The organism is Dyella sp. 01L423, from assembly GCF_056399945.1.
The window spans coordinates 896665-915589 of record NZ_JBFTSI010000002.1 but is presented as its reverse complement, the minus strand read 5'-3'; the positions used below and the strand labels follow the sequence as shown (position 1 = coordinate 915589).

At 64.3% G+C, this 18925-nt stretch carries 16 protein-coding genes; all 16 read left to right on the top strand.

Going from position 1 to position 18925, the window contains the following annotated elements; all coding sequences use genetic code 11:
- Positions 1 to 14: 14 nt before the first annotated feature.
- The 16 genes from AC1DMY_RS10690 to AC1DMY_RS10615 all read left to right on the top strand — a co-directional run bounded on the left by AC1DMY_RS10690 (position 15) and on the right by AC1DMY_RS10615 (position 18859).
- A complete protein-coding gene (locus tag AC1DMY_RS10690; protein ID WP_477164928.1) occupies positions 15 to 1601 on the top strand; it encodes a phage tail sheath family protein in 1587 nt (528 codons plus the stop codon).
- Positions 1602 to 1611: 10 nt separating this feature from the next.
- Positions 1612 to 2139 (top strand): phage tail protein, encoded by a 528-nt coding sequence (locus AC1DMY_RS10685; protein ID WP_477164927.1) that lies wholly within the window; start codon positions 1612 to 1614, stop codon positions 2137 to 2139.
- Between the two features lie 3 nt (positions 2140 to 2142).
- Positions 2143 to 2904: a T4 family baseplate hub assembly chaperone gene (locus AC1DMY_RS10680; RefSeq protein WP_477164926.1), complete on the top strand. Its 762-nt coding sequence runs from the start codon at positions 2143 to 2145 to the stop codon at positions 2902 to 2904.
- Positions 2901 to 3635, top strand: coding sequence for a hypothetical protein (locus AC1DMY_RS10675; protein ID WP_477164925.1), 735 nt, complete (start codon positions 2901 to 2903; stop codon positions 3633 to 3635). The genes AC1DMY_RS10680 and AC1DMY_RS10675 overlap by 4 nt, the downstream gene beginning before the upstream one ends.
- On the top strand, positions 3632 to 4876 hold the full coding sequence (locus AC1DMY_RS10670) for a Pvc16 family protein (protein ID WP_477164924.1): 1245 nt from the start codon (positions 3632 to 3634) through the stop codon (positions 4874 to 4876). Before AC1DMY_RS10675 ends, AC1DMY_RS10670 begins: the two co-directional genes overlap by 4 nt.
- Positions 4873 to 7065 (top strand): ATP-binding protein, encoded by a 2193-nt coding sequence (locus tag AC1DMY_RS10665; protein WP_477164923.1) that lies wholly within the window; start codon positions 4873 to 4875, stop codon positions 7063 to 7065. Before AC1DMY_RS10670 ends, AC1DMY_RS10665 begins: the two co-directional genes overlap by 4 nt.
- Positions 7062 to 10418, top strand: a complete 3357-nt coding sequence (locus AC1DMY_RS10660; RefSeq protein ID WP_477164922.1) for an eCIS core domain-containing M35 family metalloendopeptidase — start codon at positions 7062 to 7064, stop codon at positions 10416 to 10418. Before AC1DMY_RS10665 ends, AC1DMY_RS10660 begins: the two co-directional genes overlap by 4 nt.
- Before the next feature lie 4 nt (positions 10419 to 10422).
- Positions 10423 to 10731, top strand: coding sequence for a hypothetical protein (locus tag AC1DMY_RS10655; RefSeq protein ID WP_477164921.1), 309 nt, complete (start codon positions 10423 to 10425; stop codon positions 10729 to 10731).
- The gene (locus AC1DMY_RS10650; protein WP_477164920.1) at positions 10724 to 12571 is read left to right on the top strand and encodes an eCIS core domain-containing protein; all 1848 of its coding nucleotides are present in this window, start codon (positions 10724 to 10726) and stop codon (positions 12569 to 12571) included. The genes AC1DMY_RS10655 and AC1DMY_RS10650 overlap by 8 nt, the downstream gene beginning before the upstream one ends.
- Complete coding sequence (locus tag AC1DMY_RS10645; protein ID WP_477164919.1) at positions 12568 to 13224, top strand: hypothetical protein; 657 nt, start codon at positions 12568 to 12570, stop codon at positions 13222 to 13224. Before AC1DMY_RS10650 ends, AC1DMY_RS10645 begins: the two co-directional genes overlap by 4 nt.
- 100 nt (positions 13225 to 13324) lie before the next feature.
- Complete coding sequence (locus AC1DMY_RS10640) at positions 13325 to 13645, top strand: LysM peptidoglycan-binding domain-containing protein (RefSeq protein WP_121880070.1); 321 nt, start codon at positions 13325 to 13327, stop codon at positions 13643 to 13645.
- Positions 13638 to 14774 carry a hypothetical protein gene (locus tag AC1DMY_RS10635; RefSeq protein WP_477164918.1) on the top strand — a complete coding sequence of 379 codons (1137 nt, stop codon included), beginning with the start codon at positions 13638 to 13640 and terminating at the stop codon, positions 14772 to 14774. The genes AC1DMY_RS10640 and AC1DMY_RS10635 overlap by 8 nt, the downstream gene beginning before the upstream one ends.
- Entirely contained in the window at positions 14771 to 15277 is a 507-nt protein-coding gene (locus AC1DMY_RS10630) for a phage baseplate assembly protein V (RefSeq protein ID WP_477164917.1), read from the top strand. The genes AC1DMY_RS10635 and AC1DMY_RS10630 overlap by 4 nt, the downstream gene beginning before the upstream one ends.
- Positions 15278 to 15289: 12 nt before the next feature.
- The gene (locus AC1DMY_RS10625; RefSeq protein WP_477164916.1) at positions 15290 to 15613 is read left to right on the top strand and encodes a hypothetical protein; all 324 of its coding nucleotides are present in this window, start codon (positions 15290 to 15292) and stop codon (positions 15611 to 15613) included.
- Positions 15614 to 15620: 7 nt separating this feature from the next.
- Entirely contained in the window at positions 15621 to 15992 is a 372-nt protein-coding gene (locus tag AC1DMY_RS10620) for a GPW/gp25 family protein (RefSeq protein WP_477164915.1), read from the top strand.
- Positions 15989 to 18859, top strand: a complete 2871-nt coding sequence (locus AC1DMY_RS10615; protein WP_477164914.1) for a putative baseplate assembly protein — start codon at positions 15989 to 15991, stop codon at positions 18857 to 18859. The genes AC1DMY_RS10620 and AC1DMY_RS10615 overlap by 4 nt, the downstream gene beginning before the upstream one ends.
- The last annotated feature ends 66 nt before the right edge of the window (positions 18860 to 18925 follow it).

Genomic DNA, 18925 nt, shown 5'->3' with positions numbered 1-18925 from the left:
ACGAGGAAACCGCCATGCCTGTCACGCTGAGTTACCCGGGCGTTTATGTCGAAGAGATCCCTAGTGGTGTACGCACCATTACCGGGGTTGCGACCTCGATTACCGCCTTCATCGGACGAGCCGCGCAAGGGGCTACGGATACGGATCCCGACGGTCCGGTGACCATCTTCAGCTATGGCGATTACGAGCGCAATTTCGGTGCGCTCGATCCGAAATACCCGATGGGCTATGCGGTTCGCGATTTTTATCTCAATGGCGGCTCGCAGGCGATCATCGTTCGCCTCTATAAAGGCGATGCCAGCAAGGCCAAGGCGCAGATCGCCATCGCCAATCTGCCGCTGGAGGCGGCGTCGGCGGGGACCTGGGGCAATAAGCTGCGCGTTCGCATCGATAGCCAGGGTTCGCCGGATGTGGCTGCCCAATATGGATTGACGGCAGCGGACCTGTTCAATCTGACCGTGCGCAACATGACCACGGGCGCGCAGGAGAGCTTCCTCAACCTCAGCGTGAAGGAAAGCCCGCGTCGCGTCGATCGCGTTCTGCTCGCCAATTCATCGCTCATTCGCGCGTCCGCCAGCCTCAGCTTGCCGGGGACGGCTGTGCCGGCGGTCATGCCAAACAATCCACCGGCGGACCACACGGTGTGGGACCAGGATGGCACGTCGACGGGTGTGACGGGGGAGGCCGACGACAGCGCGGCTCTCGACCGCGCCGCCTACGACGGCGATGAAAACGCCAAGACCGGCATGTACGCGCTGAAGAAGACCGATCTGTTCAACCTGCTATGTATTCCCGCCGATGTGCGCGGTGGCGAAACTGAGAGCGGGGTCTACCAGGACGCCCTGGCTTTGTGCGTGGCTCGCCGGGCCATGCTGATCGTGGATCCTCCGTTGGCATGGAGTAGCGCGAGCAAGGTCGATCTGCCGTCGCTCAATCTCAGTTCGATATCGGCGCGCAATGCGGCGGTGTTTTTCCCGCGCGTGATCGAGTCGGACCCGGCGCGCCAGAGTCAGCTGGATACCTTTGTGCCGTGCGGCATCGTCGCCGGCGTCATGGCGCGTACCGATAGCCAGCGAGGAGTCTGGAAAGCGCCCGCTGGCCTCGATGCGTCGCTCAACGGCGTGCAGGGTCTGTCGGCCGTGCTGACCGACGATGAAAACGGCGCGCTCAATCCGATCGGCGTGAACTGCCTGCGAAGCTTTCCGCTCAGCGGCCCGGTGGTGTGGGGTTCGCGCACCCTGCGCGGCGCCGATCTGCTGGCCGACGACTACAAGTACATACCCGTGCGAAGGCTGGCGCTGTTCATCGAGGAAAGCCTGTTCCGCGGCACGCAATGGGTGGTGTTCGAGCCGAACGACAATCCGCTGTGGGCGCAGATTCGACTCAACGTCGGCGCGTTCATGCAGAACCTGTTCCGCCAGGGCGCCTTCCAGGGCAAGACGCCCGCCGATGCCTATTTCGTCAAATGCGATAGCGAAACCACGACGCAGAACGACATCAACCTCGGCATCGTGAACATCGTGGTTGGATTCGCGCCGCTGAAGCCCGCCGAATTCGTGGTCATCCAGCTGCAGCAGATGGCCGGCCAGATCCAGACCTGAGGACAATGTCATGGCTCAGTTCAGCGTCAATGCGCAGCGCTTCGATCCCTACAAGAATTTCAAGTTCAGGTTGAAGTGGGACGGCCGCTATGTAGCGGGCGTCAGCAAGGTATCCGGGCTCAAGCGCACCACCGAGGTGGTAAAGCACCGCGAAGGCGGCGATCCGAGCAGCAGCCGCAAATCGCCTGGCCGCACCGAATTCGAGGCCATCACGGTCGAGCGTGGCGTCACGCACGATCTTGACTTCGAGAAGTGGGCGAACAAGGTGTGGAACTTCGGCGCGGGACTGGGCGCCGAGGTATCGCTGAAGGACTTTCGCAAGGACCTGATCCTGGAGGTCTACAACGAAGCCGGGCAGCTGGCGATCGCCTACCGGCTCTTTCGTTGCTGGGTCTCCGAATACCAGGCGCTGCCGGATCTGGACGCGAACGCCAATGCCGTGGCCATCCAGCATCTGAAACTGGAGAACGAAGGCTGGGAGCGCGATGTCAGCGTGCAGGAGCCGACTGAGCCAAGCTTCACGGTGCCTGCGGGCTGATCCATGCACACCCCATCGGCCAGCGAGCTGTTGCAGGCGTGGGAGCGGGGCGCGCAATCCTCCGCCGCTGCCCGCGGCGTGTGGATGCTCGATGCGAGTTGCGATGATTTCGATGTGGAATCGTTGCTCGCCTTGCCGCTGGGGCGGCGCGACGCGCTGCTCCTGGACCTGCGCATGCGTCTGTTCGGTCGCGCCATGCATGGTGTGGCCTGCTGCCCGGCGTGTGGGGCGGCCGCCGAGGTCGATCTGGATGTCGACGCTTTGCGGCAGGCGGCCCCCATGGGCGTGGTGACGCCGGATGCCGAAGACGGATCGATCATGGAGTTGCGTGCCAGTGGACGCGCTGAGCCGATTCGCTTTCGCTTGCCCGATAGTCGCGATCTGCTTGCGTTGCAGGCGAGCGAAGATGCAGCTGGCGCACGACGCCTGCTTATCCAGCGCTGTGTGATCGACGCCGCCGGCGAAGACCCCGGTAGCGTGGCCGCGTCGCTATCGGACGATATGCAGCTTGCGCTGGCCTGTGCGATGGCCGATGCCGATCCGCAAGTCGACCTGTCGCTGGCGTTCACCTGTCCCGACTGCCAGCAGCAGTGGGAGCCGATGTTCGATGTGGCGCGCTTTCTGTGGCAGGAGCTGCACGCCTGGGCTTTGCGGCTGCTGCGCGACATCGACACCTTGGCGCGCACGTATCACTGGAGCGAGGCGGACATTCTCGCCATGAGTCCACGCCGTCGCCAGGCCTATCTCGAGCAGTGCGTGCCGTGAGGGATTTCTTCGACAGGGTGACCGCACGTGCGCTGGGTAGCGAGTCGACGCTGTCGCCCCGGCTGCCATCGTTGTTCGAACCGCAGCGAATCTCGCCGGCGGGTTTGCCGGAAGAGTTCAGTGAGAGTGTGGCGCCGACAGCGGCGCAGGGGAAGCCAATAGAACATCTGGCGGCAACGCCGCGGGGAACTCCGGTGTTTTCTGCCAACACGCCCGTGCGGGAGGCCGCGGCATCGCCCCCGGCGACCATGCCGGAGCAAGCTTCAGCCGTTCGGCATGACGCCGATAGCTCGCCCGCCGCGGCGACGCCGATCGTGCGCAGCAGCGTCTTGAAACCGAATGAGCCGCGACTGACGCTTCCGCGTCGTGTGCCTGCACCGATCGAACGGCCGGTGCCGACCACGCGAGTGCCACGGGAACAACCGCTTGAAGTGCGGTCGGCGGCCGAGGTACGCACCATGCCCGATGAGGGCAGCTTGCTGACGCCGCCGCAATCGGTGTTTCGCACGCCACCTGCGCAGACAAGCACGGTGGCGGGGCGTTTCCATGGGGCGCACGCCGGGCAGGGCGCGCAACCAGCGACATCGCACGAACCGGTTGTGCATGTGAGCATCGGCCGGCTGGAGGTGCGCGCCACGCCGGCGCCAGCCAAGGTCGCGCAGCGCCAGGATGCGCCGCGCCCCAGTCCGCTGGATGACTATCTGCGTCAGCGCGGCAAGGCATCGCCATGAGCAATGTGCTCGCCATTGCGGCCGCCACGCGCACGTTGCGCAACCTGCTGATGACGCAGATGCCGGCGCTCGACAGCGACCTGAGCGACCTGGAGGTCACCACGCAGCCGCTGGATGTCGCGCGCAAAGGCATCAGCAAAGCGCAGCTCAACGTGTACCTCTATCAGGTGGTTTTCAACGCCGCCTGGCGGAATCTTGACATGCCCGGCCGCACACGCCCCGGAGAAACCGCGCAGCCAGCCCTGGCGCTGAATCTGCACTACCTCATTACGGCTTGGGGGCGTGGCGAAAGCGATGCCGACGCGGTGAACCACCGCGTACTCGCCGCCGCGATGAGCGCCTTGCACGATCGTCCGGTGCTCGATGCCAATGACGTCCGCAACGCGCTGCCCGACAACGATCTTGCCGACCAGATCGAGCGCATTCGTTTCACCCCGCTGCCGCAAAACATCGATGAGATGTCCAAGCTGTGGACCGCCTTTCAGACCAACTATCGCGTTTCGTCGGCCTACGAGGCGACTGTCGTGTTGATCGACAGCCAGGCCCCCTCGCGGGCCAGCCTGCCGGTGCTCAAGCGCGGCGCGCAGGATCAGGGCGTTTTCAGCTCAGTGTCCGCCGTGCCGGCACTGTCGGCCCTCGCACTTCCACATCAGCAAACGGCCGCGCGACTGGGCGACGACATCGTACTGAGCGGCAGCCAGTTGACCACCGCGAATGCCTTGATTCGCTTCAGCAGCCTGCGCCTGGATGCACCCGTCGATATGACGCCGGTGCCGGGCAGCATGCCGGGAACGCTGGGCATCCATCTTGCTGATCCGTCGCAGGATCCGGACGCGCCGTCGCGCTGGGCGCCAGGGATATACACCGTGGGGCTGTTGCTGCAGCCACCGGGGTTGCCGGCGATCATGAGCAACGAGCTGCCGCTGGCATTGGCGCCCGCGATCAGCGTCAACCCCCTGATCGCCTCGGCCGGCACGATCAACCTCACCATTGACTGCCTACCGCGCGTGCGCGACGGGCAGCGCGTGCTCCTGTTGTTCGGCGACCAGCTAGTGGCGCCATCGAGCATCAACAATCCAGGCGACCTGCAGCAACCCACGTCGATCAGTTTCAGCGTGGCCAACGTGGTCAAGGGTACCTATACGGTGCGGCTGCGCGTGGATGGCGCGGACAGCATTCCGGTGGACTTCAGCGGCAGCGTGCCGGCCTTCGACAATCATCAGCAGGTGGTAGTGTCATGACCGACCACGCCACCTGGCTGGCCGCCAACGACCAATATCTCGCCACGGCGCTGGCGGGATTGCGGGATCGCTTGCAGCGTGCCGCCTCGCAGTCGGCGAACGCGGATAGTGGTGGCAGTCATGCCGCGTCGTCGGCGCCCGTTACCGGTGCGCCACCCACGGCGGCTGCGGCGTCCAATGGCAAGCACGCTTCCTGGCTGAGCCGCAAGCTTGCCGCGCGCGCTGCGCGCATGCATCCGGCGCCTTCGGCAGCGGCGCCCGTCGATCAGTCCGCCCAGCCTACTGGCGCGACAGAGCATGGCCCCAGTCAGGACGGTGCCGCAGCGGCGTCCGCCGAGTCCCATGGGGGTGGCCACGCCATCCCCGCCGAAGCGCCCGTGCCCGCCCTGGTGGTGTTGGCTCAGCGGCTGGGCCTGAGCGATTTCGAGCGCGAGTTGCTACTGCTCTGCGTCGGCATGGAGCTCGACACGCGCATGCCTGCTCTGTGCGCGCAGGCCCAGCACGATGCGAGCAAACCATGGCCTACGTTTGCGCTGGCCTTTGTCGTGTTCGATGAGCCGGCCTGGGATGCCTTGTCGCCCGAACGGCCTCTGCGCTACTGGCGCCTGCTGGAGATTCATCAGCCAGGTCCGCAGCCGCTGATCGGCGCCGCGTTGAGCGCCGACGAGCGCATCGTCAATTTCGTCAAGGGCATGAATTATCTCGATGACCGGCTGGCGCCCTTGCTCGTGCCGTTGTCGCCGGAGGCCTTGCCGCCTTCGCAACAGGCAGTAGCCGACCGCATCGTCGATGACCTGCATCAGGTGCCGGCGAACGAGGCGCTGCCGGCGGTGCAACTGGTCGGCAGCGACAGCGCCAGCAAGCAGGCCATTGCCTATGCGGTGGCCAATGCGCTGGGTGCGCGCCCGTATCGATTGTCGGCCGACCTGCTGCCGGGCACGATCGCCGAGCAAGAGACCCTGCTGCGTCTGTGGCAGCGCGAAAGCCGGCTATTGCCGATCGCCCTTTATGTGGAAGCCGCTGACACCGAGCGCGGCGATGCGTCGGCAGCGCTGAGGCGCTTCCTGGTGCGTGCGGGCGGTCTCAACTTCATCGACACGCGCGAGCCCTGGAGCAGCGGCGCCATGCACACGTTGAGCGTCGACGTGGCCAAACCCACGCCGGTCGAGCAGCGCAACCTGTGGCAACGCCTGCTTGGCGAGGCGGCCGGCAAGCATCCGCAGCAACTGGCCGGCCACTTCGATTTCAACCTCGGCAAGATCGAGCAGGTCGCGCACTCCGCGCTGGCCGCGACCGCGCAAGACACCGGCGCGCTAAGCCAATCCCTGTGGCAAGGCGCATTGGCGCGGACGCGGCCAGCGCTCGATCAGCTTGCCCAGCGGATCGAGCCGAAGGCCTGTTGGGACGACATCAAGCTGCCCGGGCCGGAGCTCAGTCTGCTGCACCAGATTGCCGAGCAGGTGGCCCAGCGCAGCACCGTGTACGACGACTGGGGTTTCCGCGAGCGCATGAATCGCGGCCTGTCGATCAGCGCCCTGTTCGCCGGCGAAAGCGGCACCGGCAAGACCATGGCCGCCGAGGTGATCGCCAACGAACTGGGCCTGTCGCTGTATCGCATCGATTTGTCGGCGGTGGTGAGCAAGTACATCGGCGAGACCGAGAAGAATCTGCGCAAGCTGTTCGACGCCGCCGAAGAGGGCGGGGCGATCCTTTTCTTCGATGAGGCAGATGCCTTGTTCGGCCGGCGCAGCGAGGTCAAGGACAGCCACGATCGCTACGCCAATATCGAAGTGAACTATCTGTTGCAGCGACTGGAGTCTTTCCACGGCCTGGCCATTCTCGCGACCAATATGAAGAGCGCGCTCGACAGCGCTTTCCTCCGGCGCATCCGCTTCGTGGTGAATTTTCCCTTCCCTGGTGCAGCCGAGCGCAAGGCGATCTGGACTTCGGTGTTTCCGGCCAAGGCGGCAGCGGGGACGCTCGACATCGATCGGCTAGCCCGCCTTGCACTCACTGGCGGAAGCATCCAGGGCATCGCCTTGAACGCCGCGTTCACCGCCGCCACCGCCGGTGTGCAGATCAACATGCCACTGGTTCTCGACGCCGCGCGCGCCGAATTTCGCAAGCTCGACAAGCCCATCAACGAAGCCGACTTCCGCTGGCTGGAAAGTGCCGGAGGCCAGCCATGAGCGAACGCGCCGCCGCTGTCGTCGCACCCAGCGGCCCCGTGGCTGCGTCGTCGCGCCCGGCGGCCAAGCTGGAGCGTCGCTGTGCCTGCGGCAATCACACGATAGGCGGCGGCGAATGCGCAAATTGTGCGCGCGCCCACAGCACGCTGTTCCGCAGGGCCGCTGCGCCGACCGAGGGCGGGTCGCTGCCGGGTTCGGTCCGCCAGACCTTGCGGCAGGCGGGACAGCCGCTGCAAGCCGATGTGCGCACCGACTTTGAGCTCCGCTTCGGTCATGATTTGAGCGGCGTACGCGTGCATTCCGATTACCATGCTGCGATATCTGCGCGCGCGATCGGTGCGCATGCCTATGCCCTGGGTTCGCACATCGTATTTGGCGATCGGCAATATGCCCCGCACACATCGCAAGGACGCGAGTTGCTGGCCCACGAGCTGGTGCATACGTTGCAGCAGGGTGCCGTGCCGCCGAGCAGCTTCGACTCGGTCAGGATCGGCCGCGACACCGATCCCGCTGAACGCGAAGCTGACCGACTGGCAGCGGATGCGCTCGCCGATCCCGCGCCGATCACTGTCGATCCGACGCCGCCGCGACTCATGCGCAAGGTCTCCAAGGATTTCGCCACCATCAAGAGCGACCTGACTTACGGCGTGTTCGACTGGGCGATTACCGACAAGGAAGCGCGCGAAGTCCTTGGCATCCTGAAGGGGCTGAGCAAGCAGGATCTTAAAGACACTGTCGCAGCCATGGACCGCGAGGGCATTGCGGATCGCCTGTTTGATCAGCTTCCCGCTGACGACGTCAAAGCCAACAAGGACTTCCTGCAAGATGTCGCGCGTTTGCGCTCGTGGTCGGAGAAAGGCCCTGATGGCAAGCAGCGTACCCGCCAAGGCTCCTGCGATCCCACCCAGGCCAACGCGATCGATGCGGCCCACCTGCGTGGGGCCGACTGGCTCGATCAAACTTTGGGCAAGCTGGCCGCACTCAAGGCGGCACCCAAGGACGCAGCGCAAAAGAGCGTTGCCGATATCTTCAACAAGTACTTCTTCAGCCTCGATGAGCAAGTGATTGACTACGTTTTTGCGGTACTGCAGGGGGTTCGGGCCGACTTTCGCCGCTGGGAGTTGTTCAGGCTCGACTGTTTCGGAGACTGGTCGCCCACGTGCCACGCCAATGGTGCGGTTGCCCATGGAGGCAAGCCGCCGACGGTGACGTTCTGCTCCAACTATTTCGAGGGCAGCGAGGCGGGCCAAACGCAAACGCTGATCCATGAGATGGCGCATATCCAGCCCAATGTGACCCACATCACGGACCGCGCGTACCACAGCGATCGCCAGGTGCGGGCCATGAGTCCGCCAGAGGCGCTGACCAATGCGGAGTCCTATGCGCTGCTGGTTTGGCATCTGGTGCAGGGAAGGTCCGGCGTCGATGCTCCGGTGGATGAGTTTGAGGATTGCCCTGACGACTGGAAACAGCTGCTGAAGCAAGCCATGGCGCATACGCAGCGTAGCAATCGCAACGCGCAGACCAAGTTCTCGAAGTTGACGCCGGCGACCTTGCCAACGGAGCTGGTGGCACAAGAGCAGGGGTGGCTGGGCGGCCGCGACAGAAAGGCGATCAACAATGCCTTGGACATTTTTGACGAGGCCCAGAAGAAGTTCAGGGAGTCGACCACGTTCGAGTGCGAGCCCAAGGGTGGTGGCCGTTGCGACAACGCGACTTTCTATTGGTACTTCACCGGGCATCTCCATGTATGCCCGTCGTGGCCAAAACTGCCCGTCACGGAACGCGAAGTGCAGCTGCTGGCAGGCTTCTATGGCTATATCGGTGCCGGCTCGAACAGCGACGAGCGACTGCGGCTCGCGCGCCTGGCCAGTAGCGTCTCGGCCCGTGGATGGGCGGCACCAAGCGCCGCAGACGTACTGGGAGGCCCCACTGGGTGGACGGCCGATAGCATCCATCTCGAAGTCGCGCCCGTGCAGCCGACGTCGCCCAAGCACGCCTACTTCTTGGAGGACGGCGCTATGCACCAACGGCTGTCGCAGGATTTGCCCGTCTATCAGGGACCTCAATGCGGCAAGGGTCCCCTGGCTTTCCAGCAGCGGCTTGACTTCTTCGTGGATTACAGCAATAGCCCTCGGCCGCGGCCGTTCCCTGTGCCGCAGCTACGAGCTGATTTCACCTTGAACACCGCCGGCCAGGGTCAGTCGTGGCAGTACGAAGATCAACGACCAACCTATGCGGGAGCGGGAGCGCCGCTCCACCATCAACTGCCCGAACCGATCGATCTTTCCCTGGCCGACGACGGCACCCTGCACAGCCGTATCCGCATGGACGATCCGGGCAGCGGCGTCAGTCGCGTCTACGAGGACGATCTGACCATCAAGGCCAAGGACCCTTGCCCCAAGGTGGCTACTGCTGCCGATCCACGACCGTCGATACAGAAAGACGATCAGGCCTTTGCCAACCAGCTTGGCGATTTCGTCGCCGATGCGCGCAGCAAGATCGATGCGCTGCTGCAGGGTCAGCCGCCCAAGGATGATGCCTGGGCGGTGCGTTCCAATCCCAATGTGCAGGCAGTACAGACGCTGCTCGGTGATCTGGAGAGCGACATCAAGGGCGGCCACCTGCTGATCCGCTTCGATCAGCCGGTCGGCACGTCGCAATCGGCGCGTTACGAATCGGTCGACGACGTGATGCACTTGCAGCCGCCCAAGGATGTCGACCTTGCCAAGGAAGTGGTCGATCTGGTGCACGAGTACACGCACGTACGGCAGGATCGCGCCGAAGAGGCCGCGCTGATCGCGCGCAAGGCGCCTGCCACGTTCGGCAAGGATGTAGACCTGGGGCACGAAATCGAAGCGCGCCAGGAGGAAACCTATTTCACGCGACTGCTGCAGCTGGCCGGCATCAAGTTTGGTGCGAAGGCGGACACCTTCAACATCGAGGTCACCGCGCGTGGCTTTGTGAGGAGGTTTGAAGCGGAACGTACCGGCAAGCCCAAAGAGCGGCGCGAGGCTGAGAAATCCGTGCGAACGACCATCGAGTCGGCTTACCAGCAGCAGTTCAAGGACAACGGCTCGTTTGGCGATTACCCCATCGAGATCAGCGACAACAGTCACGCCCTGCTGTACGCCTCCTGGAGCGGCAAGGGGCCGCCGGTCGACCTGGGGATGTTGCCTGACGATGTAGTCGACGTCGCGGGGTTGCGGAGCCATCTCTATCGGACCTTGAACAGCTACGCCGGTCGGCCCGCGTTGTTCACCGGCCCCAAGAGGCAGGCCTACGAAAAGGTGCTGTTTACCGTGTTCTTCCGGCAGCAGCGTCTGCTGCAGTTCGGCTTCGAGAAGGACTGATGCGATGAGCATTGTGTTGCACATTGAACGCCTGGTACTGGATGAGGCCGTGCTTGGCGGCGAACGGGCGGGCAGGGTGCGCGCGGAACTGGAGCGCGAGTTGAAGCGCCAGCTGTCTTCCCCTGGCGCTACCCACGTGTTGCCTGGGATCGGCACCGTGGTGTCACTGCCTTCCTGCGCACTGCCTGGGGTAGCGCATGTGCGCGATGGGATTGGCGCACGCATCGCCGCTGCGGTCGGGCAGGGACTCGGAGTTGCGCCTGCAGTGCACGGTGGCGGCGTCTCTGGTGTGAACGGAGGGCGCCATGGCTGAGCGCGGGGCACGGATGGACGCAAGGCCGGTTCCGCGGCAGGCCGTCAGCGGCCTGTTGTTGCGACGCAAGTGCGCCTCCTGCGGCAAGCACGCCGGGAGCGGCGGCGAATGCAGTGAGTGCGAAAAGAAGAAGCTGCGGCGCAAGGCGTCGGACCGTGCCGCTCCGTTGGAAGCACCTCAGATTGTGCACGATGTCATTGGCTCCCCTGGACGCCCGCTGGAGGCCGATACCCGCCGCTGGATGGAGCCCCGATTCGGCAGCGACTTCAGCCATGTTCGCGTGCATGACGACAGCCAGGCCGCACAGTCCGCGCGCTCGGTGGGCGCGCTCGCCTATGCGGCCGGCAGCCACGTTGTGTTCGATCATCACCAATATGCGCCGGGCACACCGGCGGGTCGCCACCTGCTGGCGCATGAGCTGGCGCACACGCTGCAGGATCCGGGCGCCTCGGGTATGCATGCGTCACTGGCAATTGGCCACCCCAACGACTCCACCGAGCGCGCAGCAGACGATGCTGCCGACGCGGTGGTGCGCGGGGATAGGGTCGAGGTTGCCAGATCGTCAGGAGGCGTTGTGCGGCGCCAGCTGACGGGATGCTCGGCCAGCAATGGCGCGGACGAGATGCAAAAGGTCGTCAATTGCCCCGATGGTTCCGAAACCGATGTGGCTTTGACCAGCTCCACCGACAAGCCAGAGCCGACGACGACGATCAAGGCAGTCCCTGGGGTCAATGCCCGAGACGTCTATATCGATATCAGCGTCTGCAAGGGTTCGACGCGCCTCACTATTACCCCGTCAGCCAGCGTGCCAGACCTTGTCGCCAAGGCTTTTCAGGCCGTCTTGCAGGGCAAGGATCCGACCAAGACCGCGCGGCTTACGGCGGGCCTGAACATCAAGGTCGACGTGAATGAGACCCTCAGCGTGAACATAGGGCCCAGCGTTACCGTCGATTCGTCGGGTAACCCGACCTACGGTGGCAGCGCGGGAGTCGATACACCGATAGGTCGTGTCGGCGGCCAAGCCAGCTACAACCCAAGCCAAAAGGATTGGAGGGCTGGTGTGACGCTAACGTGGGGTGACAAGACCAAGAAGGTGGACTGCCATACGGTTCGCCACTACGTCACCTTCGAGTGCAGCAAGGTGACCAGGAAGCCTGCCGAACGTGGGCAACCTGAAATCAAAGGGCCGGATACACAAGTTAGGCGTGTCTACTTCGACTATATGAAAGACACGATTCGCAGCGGATTCAACTTGCCCGACGATATCCAGTCGCTGTGCCAGCAGGGCTATCGCATCAGTTCGATTCTCGGATTTACCTCGCCGGAGGGGCCGAGGGGGCGGGAGCACGCGCCCGCTTTCATGGGCAACGACTTGCTTTCGAAAAAGCGGGCCGAGGCCGCCATGCACTGGGTATGCAATCCCAATGTCTGTGCGAGCTGCATTGCCTCGGAAATCAAGATCGAAGGCATGGGTGAACTGCCTCCGCTGCAGCATAAGGAGACGCCCGAACCCAAGGGCAGGAAGATGGAGGAGCAGGCTGTGCAGGAGTTTCTCGGCGAAAAAGCCGGCAGTACTGCAGATGCAACCGCTCCCAAAGAGGGCCAGGAGCGCGAAGCGTTCAAAGCCCAGCCCTTTGGGGCTCAGCGCGATCAGGCCTTTGAATGGATGCGACGCGCCGAAATCACCCTGGAAGGGCAAAAGGTCACCCAGGACTTCAAGCCCGACAAGAAGGAGGAGGTCAATCGGACGCCGGTCGCGTGCGACGAAAAAGTCGTCAATGCCGCCCGCAAGGCATTCAACATTCCACAGTCGACGATTGTCGAGACGACCAAGCCATGAGCAGCTTCCCCGGCTCACCTCGCATCCTCAAGGGCGGCATCGTGCTGATCGATCCTGGCAGCTCGGCGCTGCTGCGGGTGATCTCGCTGCAGTACAACCCTGATTCGATCACACGCTCATTGCAGGTGCAGTCGATCAGTGCCGATGGCGGCGATCGTTCCGAGGTGTTGCGGCTCAAGGGGCCGCCAGTGGAAACGATCAAGCTTGAAGCGGAGATCGATGCGACGGACCAGCTGGAGTTTCCAGACCAGAACAGCACGACGACGCAGTCGGGCATTTTTTCGCAGCTCGCTGCGCTGGAGACGTTGATCTATCCGACCAGTTCGCAGCTGAGCTTGAACAACACGCTGGCACAAATCGGCACGCTGGAGATCATCCCGATGGAGTCGCCCTTGGCGCTGTTTGTCTGGAGCCGGTCGCGCATCCTGCCGGTAAGGGTGACCGAGCTGAGCATTACCGAAGAAGCGTTCGACACGTCGCTCAATCCGATTCGCGCCAAGGTGAGTCTTGGCATGCGCGTGTTGTCGGTGAACGACGTACCCACGGGCCACAAGGCGGAAGGCTTGTTCATGAGTTATCTGCAGCAAAAGGAGCGGCTGGCCGGTATGGCGGCGGGACAGTTGTCGGCGCTGGGTTTGACCGGGGTGCCATAAAGGAAGGGCGCTTGGGGGTCTGAGGAGTTTTGGTTGGTCAAGTGGATGCGGGTGGCGGTGTATCCGGTAGTTCCCACGCGAGCGGAGGACGGATGGACTTATGGCTGCGAACTTTCCAGCAACCAGTCGTTACGCACTGACGCCAACGGGCACGTTTGTCCGCGCAGACGGTACGCCGGTGACGTATCTGAAGCGCCGCTTTGTTCCGGCGCCTGAGAAGTTTTCACTGTTGCAGTGGCATCGCGTGGTGCAGGGCGAGCGACTGGACAATATCGCGGCTCGCTACCTGGGCGATCCCGAACAGTTCTGGCGGCTGTGCGATGCAAACCGCGCGTTGCGGCCGGACGAGCTGACTGAAACCATCGGGCGGCGCCTTGCCATCACCTTGCCCGAAGGCATTCCGGGAGTGCCTCATGCTTAAGGGCGTGCACCTGACCTTGCTGGTCGGACCGGTGGTACCGGTGCCGGTGCCGCAGCTCGTGCTCGATGCGCTCACTCAGATCGAAGTCGTGCAGCCCGATGAGGCCGCCGGTGCGTTCACTCTGGAATTCACCCTCAGCGTGCAGTCGCCGCTGCATACCTTGTTCCTGCTCAGCGGTGGCGGCGTGGTGCCGCTGTTGCGCGTGATCGTGGTGGTGACCGTCAACGGCATGCCACAGGTATTGATCGACGGCGTGGTCACCAAGACTCAGGTGATGCCTGGCGCGGATCAGCGCCACGCCAAGCTGCAGGTGAGCGGCGACGACCTCACCACGGTCATGCAGAAGCTGGAGTTCTCTGGACTGGATGGCTTGCCGTACCCGGCCATGCCCGCCGAGGCCATCGTGGTGCTGTTGCTGGCCAAGTACGCGTTCCTTGGCATCGTGCCGCTGGTGATACCAAGCGTCGCCATCGATGTGCCCATTCCTACCGAGCACATCCCGACGCAGCAAGGCACCGACCTGGAATACATCCGCCTGCTGGCATCACGCGTGGGCTATGTGTTCTATCTCGACCCGGGCCCGGCACCGGGCATGACCACCGCGTACTGGGGTCCGAAGATCAAGGTGGGCGTGCCGCAGCCCGCGCTCAACGGCGATATGGACGCGATCAGCAATGTCGAGAGCCTCAGTTTCAGTTATGACGGCAATGCGCGCACGCTGCCGATTGTCTATCTGCAGAATCTGCAGACCAAGGTTCCAATCCCGTTGCCGATCCCGGACGTGGGCCCCCTCAATCCGCCGCTGGGCCTGATCGACCCTCCGCCACAGAAAACGCGCCCACTGCCCGAGACTGCCAAGTACTCCCCGGTGCGAGCACTCCTGCTCGGCATGGCGGAGGCGGCGAAGTCGGGCGATACCGTGACGGGCCTGGGCACGCTTGACGTGACGCGCTACGGGCGCGTGCTCAAGTCGCGCCAGCTGGTGGGCGTGCGCGGTGTCGGCCCGGCGTTCGACGGCCTGCACTACGTGAGCGAAGTGCGTCACACGATCAAGCGCGGCGAGTACAAACAGAGTTTCACCTTATCGCGCAAAGGGCTCATCTCTACCTTGCCGCTGGTGCCGCCATGACCAAGTACTACGGCAAATACCGGGGCACGGTGCTGCAGAACGTCGATCCGGAGCAGATGGCGCGTATCCAGGTCATGGTGCCCGATGTCTCCGGCCTGCTGCCGTCGAGCTGGGCGATGCCCTGTGTGCCGATCGCCGGCAAGGCAAGCGGTACGTTTGTGGTCCCGCAGATCGGCGCGGGCGTGTGGATCGAGTTCGAACAGGGTGATCCGGATTTCCCCGTGTGGACGGGCGGCTTCTGGGGCAGTGCGGCGGAGGTGCCTGCGCTGGCGCTGGCAGGAAATCCAGCGAGCCCCAGCATCGTGCTGGCATCGGCGCTGCAGAACATCCTTGCCATCAGCGATCTGCCCGGTCCCACCGGCGGCATCATGCTGACCAGCACGACCGGCGCAATGATCGTCGTGAACGACATCGGCATCACTATTTCCAACGGCAAGGGCGCCTCCATCGTGTTGACTGGCCCCACCGTCACCATCAACAACGGCGCGCTCGTCGTCACCTAGGAGAGATGCGTGATGCCCGGCTTTCTGCTTCATGTTGGCGCCAGCGTACTTTGCTCGCATGCCGGGCAGGCGCAGCCAACGGTGCCCAATCCACGAGTTCTGGTAAGCGGGCAGCCGACCGTGGCGATGCCGGGCCCGTGGATGATCGCCGGGTGTGTGCTGCCACCACCGCCGGGCGCCAATGGACCTTGTCTGACGGCGCAGTTCGTGAGCTCGGCAGTGCGAGTCACCTCGAACGGACAGCCGCTGCTGTGCCAGGACAGCCAGGCGATCTGCGCTTCCTCCGGCACGCCGCTGCTGGTCGTCGCCTGCCAGACGCGCGCAAGCGCGATGTGAGGCGGTCATGGATATGCCGATCTACATCGCCTTCCCTTATCACTTCGACAGCCATGGGCGTACGGCAACCGCGGTGTATGACGATCATGTCAGGGAGATGATCGAGCAGTTGTTGTTCACCAGCCCCGGCGAACGGGTCAATCGCCCGGACTTCGGTAGCGGCCTGCTGCAGATGGTGTTTGCGCCGAATAGCCCCGAGGTGGCGGCAGCCTTGCAGTTTGCCCTGCAGGCGGCGTTGCAGCGCTATCTGGGCGACGTGATCACGGTCAGCACGCTTGAAGTCACCAGCGAGGATGCCACGCTCACTGTCGATCTGAGCTATGTGGTGCTCGCCACTGGCGATGCACGCAGCGCCACCTATAGCCGGAGCGCGTCATGAACGCCGCGCGATCCATCGAGGGCCGCGCCCCGATCGGCTGCCGATGGCTGCCATCGTGCACCGACGATGCGCGGCGCGAGCGCGTGCGCCTGGGTGGAACCTTGAACGGCATCGACTATGTGGAAGTCGGCGATGACGGCGTCACCCTTTGCGTGCACCTGTTCGGCGACGTGCCGGCGGGCATCGGCGTTGCCAATGTACGCGTGAGCGGGGGCGATCGCATCGTCGGCCTGCGCGCCTTGAGCGTCAGCGAGGAACGCGAACCCGACATGCACGACGATGTGTGCCTGCGCGTCGTGCTGGATCGGGAGGGCGATTTCAGTCCGTATTGCTTGTGCCTGGTCGATGCGGCGTCAGATGCGGACGCCTCAAGCTGGATCGCCTATCCCGACTTCGATCCACGCTATGCGTGCGCGGAGCTGCGCTTTCGCCTCGCCTGCGGCCGCGATCTCGATTGCGCCGCTGAGACGCCCTGCGTGAAACCGCCGGCACCATGGCCCGAGATCAACTATCTCGCACGCGACTACCAGAGTTTCCGGCAATTGTTCCTGGATCGCATGGCGCTGAATGTGCCGGCATGGCAGGAGCGTCATGTGCCCGATATCGGCATCGCGATGATCGAGGTGATGGCGTACGTCGCCGACTACCTGTGTTACTACCAGGATGCCGTGGCGACCGAGGCTTATCTGCAAACCGCCAGGCGTCGCATTTCGGTGCGGCGTCACGCGCGCCTGGTGGATTACCGGATGCACGAGGGCTGCAACGCCAGGGCCTTGGTGGCGCTGAAGCTTGCGGCCGGCGAGGTATCACTGGCGCTGGACAATCTGTTGCTGCTCGCCCCGCCGCCAGGGCAGGGCACAGTCACGCCAGGCGCCATCGATGCGGCGCAACTGGCCGACGCCCGGGCCGCTGGCGCGATGGTGTTCGAGCCGATGGCCCTGGATGGCGCGGACACCATCACCGTTGTGGCGGCGCAAAGTGACATCCGCTTTTATACCTGGGGTGGCGAGCTCTGCTGTCTGCCGAAGGGAAGTACGCAGGCGGTGCTGATCGATGCAGCCTTGACGCCATCACCGCTGCCGGCACTGCCACCAGCCGCCAGCGTACCCGCGCCTCCTCCTTCAGAGGCCGCGCCACCGACAGCAGCCGGTGCAACACCGTCCGATGGGCAGCCGGCGGCGGTCGCGGCGGCTGCGGCACCCAGCGATCAAAAAAATGCCGCGATGGTCGCGGCGCCGCAGCGCGCACTGAAGTTGCGAACAGGCGATCTGCTGATCCTCGAAGAAATACTGGGCCCGGCCACCGGCAATGAAGACGATGCCAATCCGCTGCATCGTCATGCCGTGCGTTTGACCGCGGTCCAGGAACGGATGGATCCGCTCGACGGCACCTTGCTATTGCAGGTGAGTTGGGACCCTTGCGATGCCTTGCCCTTCGACCTGTGCCTGTCCGCGCGCAAGCCGGCGCCCGATTGCGGCTGGATTTACGACGTCAGCCGGGCGCGAGGCAATGTCCTGCTGGTGGATCACGGTGACCATGCGCCAGGGCAATGCCAGTGCTCTGCGCTATGCGCGCCGCCCGGCAGCGCCGAGGACACGATCTATCCCGGCCTGGACGCTGCGCTGGCCGCCGTACCGGATGCATGCACGCGTTGCGGCACCCTGGCCGAAGACTGCTGGCTGGTTCCCGGCACCATGCGTTACAGCTGTTGCGCCTGCGAGAATGCCGTGCAGGACGTGACCCAGCCACCGGACGACACTGGCCACATCCTGCAAGGCTCGCCGCTGACCTGGGCCGAACCGTTGCCAGCGGGCCCCCATGCCCCGGTGTGCACATTGCTCGCGCGCGACCCCCGCCAGGCGTTGCCGCAGTTGCGCGTCTATGGTGGCGCGCTGGTCGATGTGCTCGTCGATGGCGTGCCAGCGGATGCCTGTCGGTGGCAGGCGCAGGGAGACCTGCTGGAAAGCGGTCCGGATGATCGCCACTACGTGGTCGAGATGGACGACGACGGCGCTGCTCACTTGCGCTTCGGCGATGGTGTGTTGGGGCGGCAACCCGACGCCGGCGATTTCTTCCGCGCGCTGGTGCGTGTCGGTAACGGGCCAGCGGGCAATGTCGGGCGGGACAGCATCGTCTGGCTCGCGCTGAAGTCGGGCGTGGCTCCGTCTGGTGTGGAGCCGCGCAACCCGTTGGCGGCAACAGGTGGCGCGGCTCCAGAGAGTTTGGGCGAAGTGAAGCAATACGCCCCGGGCGCGTTCCGTGCGAAACCGCTGCGGGCAATCGTCGCCGACGACTATGCGCAATTTGCCGATCAGCAGCCCGGCGTGCAGGGCGCGGCCTGTCAACTGGCCTGGACGGGCAGTTGGTTCGAGGCCGATGTCGCGATCGATCCGCTGGGAAGGGAGGCCCTCGATCCTACATGGGCGGTCGGAATCAAGCGGGCATTGTGGCCTTATCGCCGCATCGGTCACGACCTGGCCGTGCTCGGTGCTCGCTACGTGCCGCTGATCGTCGAACTGTCGGTCTGTGTACTGCCCGACTTCCTGCTGGCGCATGTCAAGGCGGAACTCATCCATCGCTTCAGTGCCGGTCTTCGCAGTGACGGGCAGCCGGGCTTCTTCCACCCGGATCGCCTGATGCTTGGCGGGGCGGTACTCGAAAGCGCACTGATCGCAGAGGCGCAGGCGGTCACCGGCGTGGCGCATGTGGAGCTGATCACCCTGGCGCGAGCGGACGGCGGCCAGTCCGGCGACACGCCCGCGGATGGCGAGCTGCACATGGCGAGCATGGAAATCGCACAAGTGGACAATGATCCGGGCCATCCGGATCACGGCAGCATGACTTTCACCATGCGAGGTGGGCGATGAGCTGCTGTAGCGCCTGTGGTCAACATGCCTGTGCATGCGGGTGCGGCGCGCCTGCGCGCACGCCCT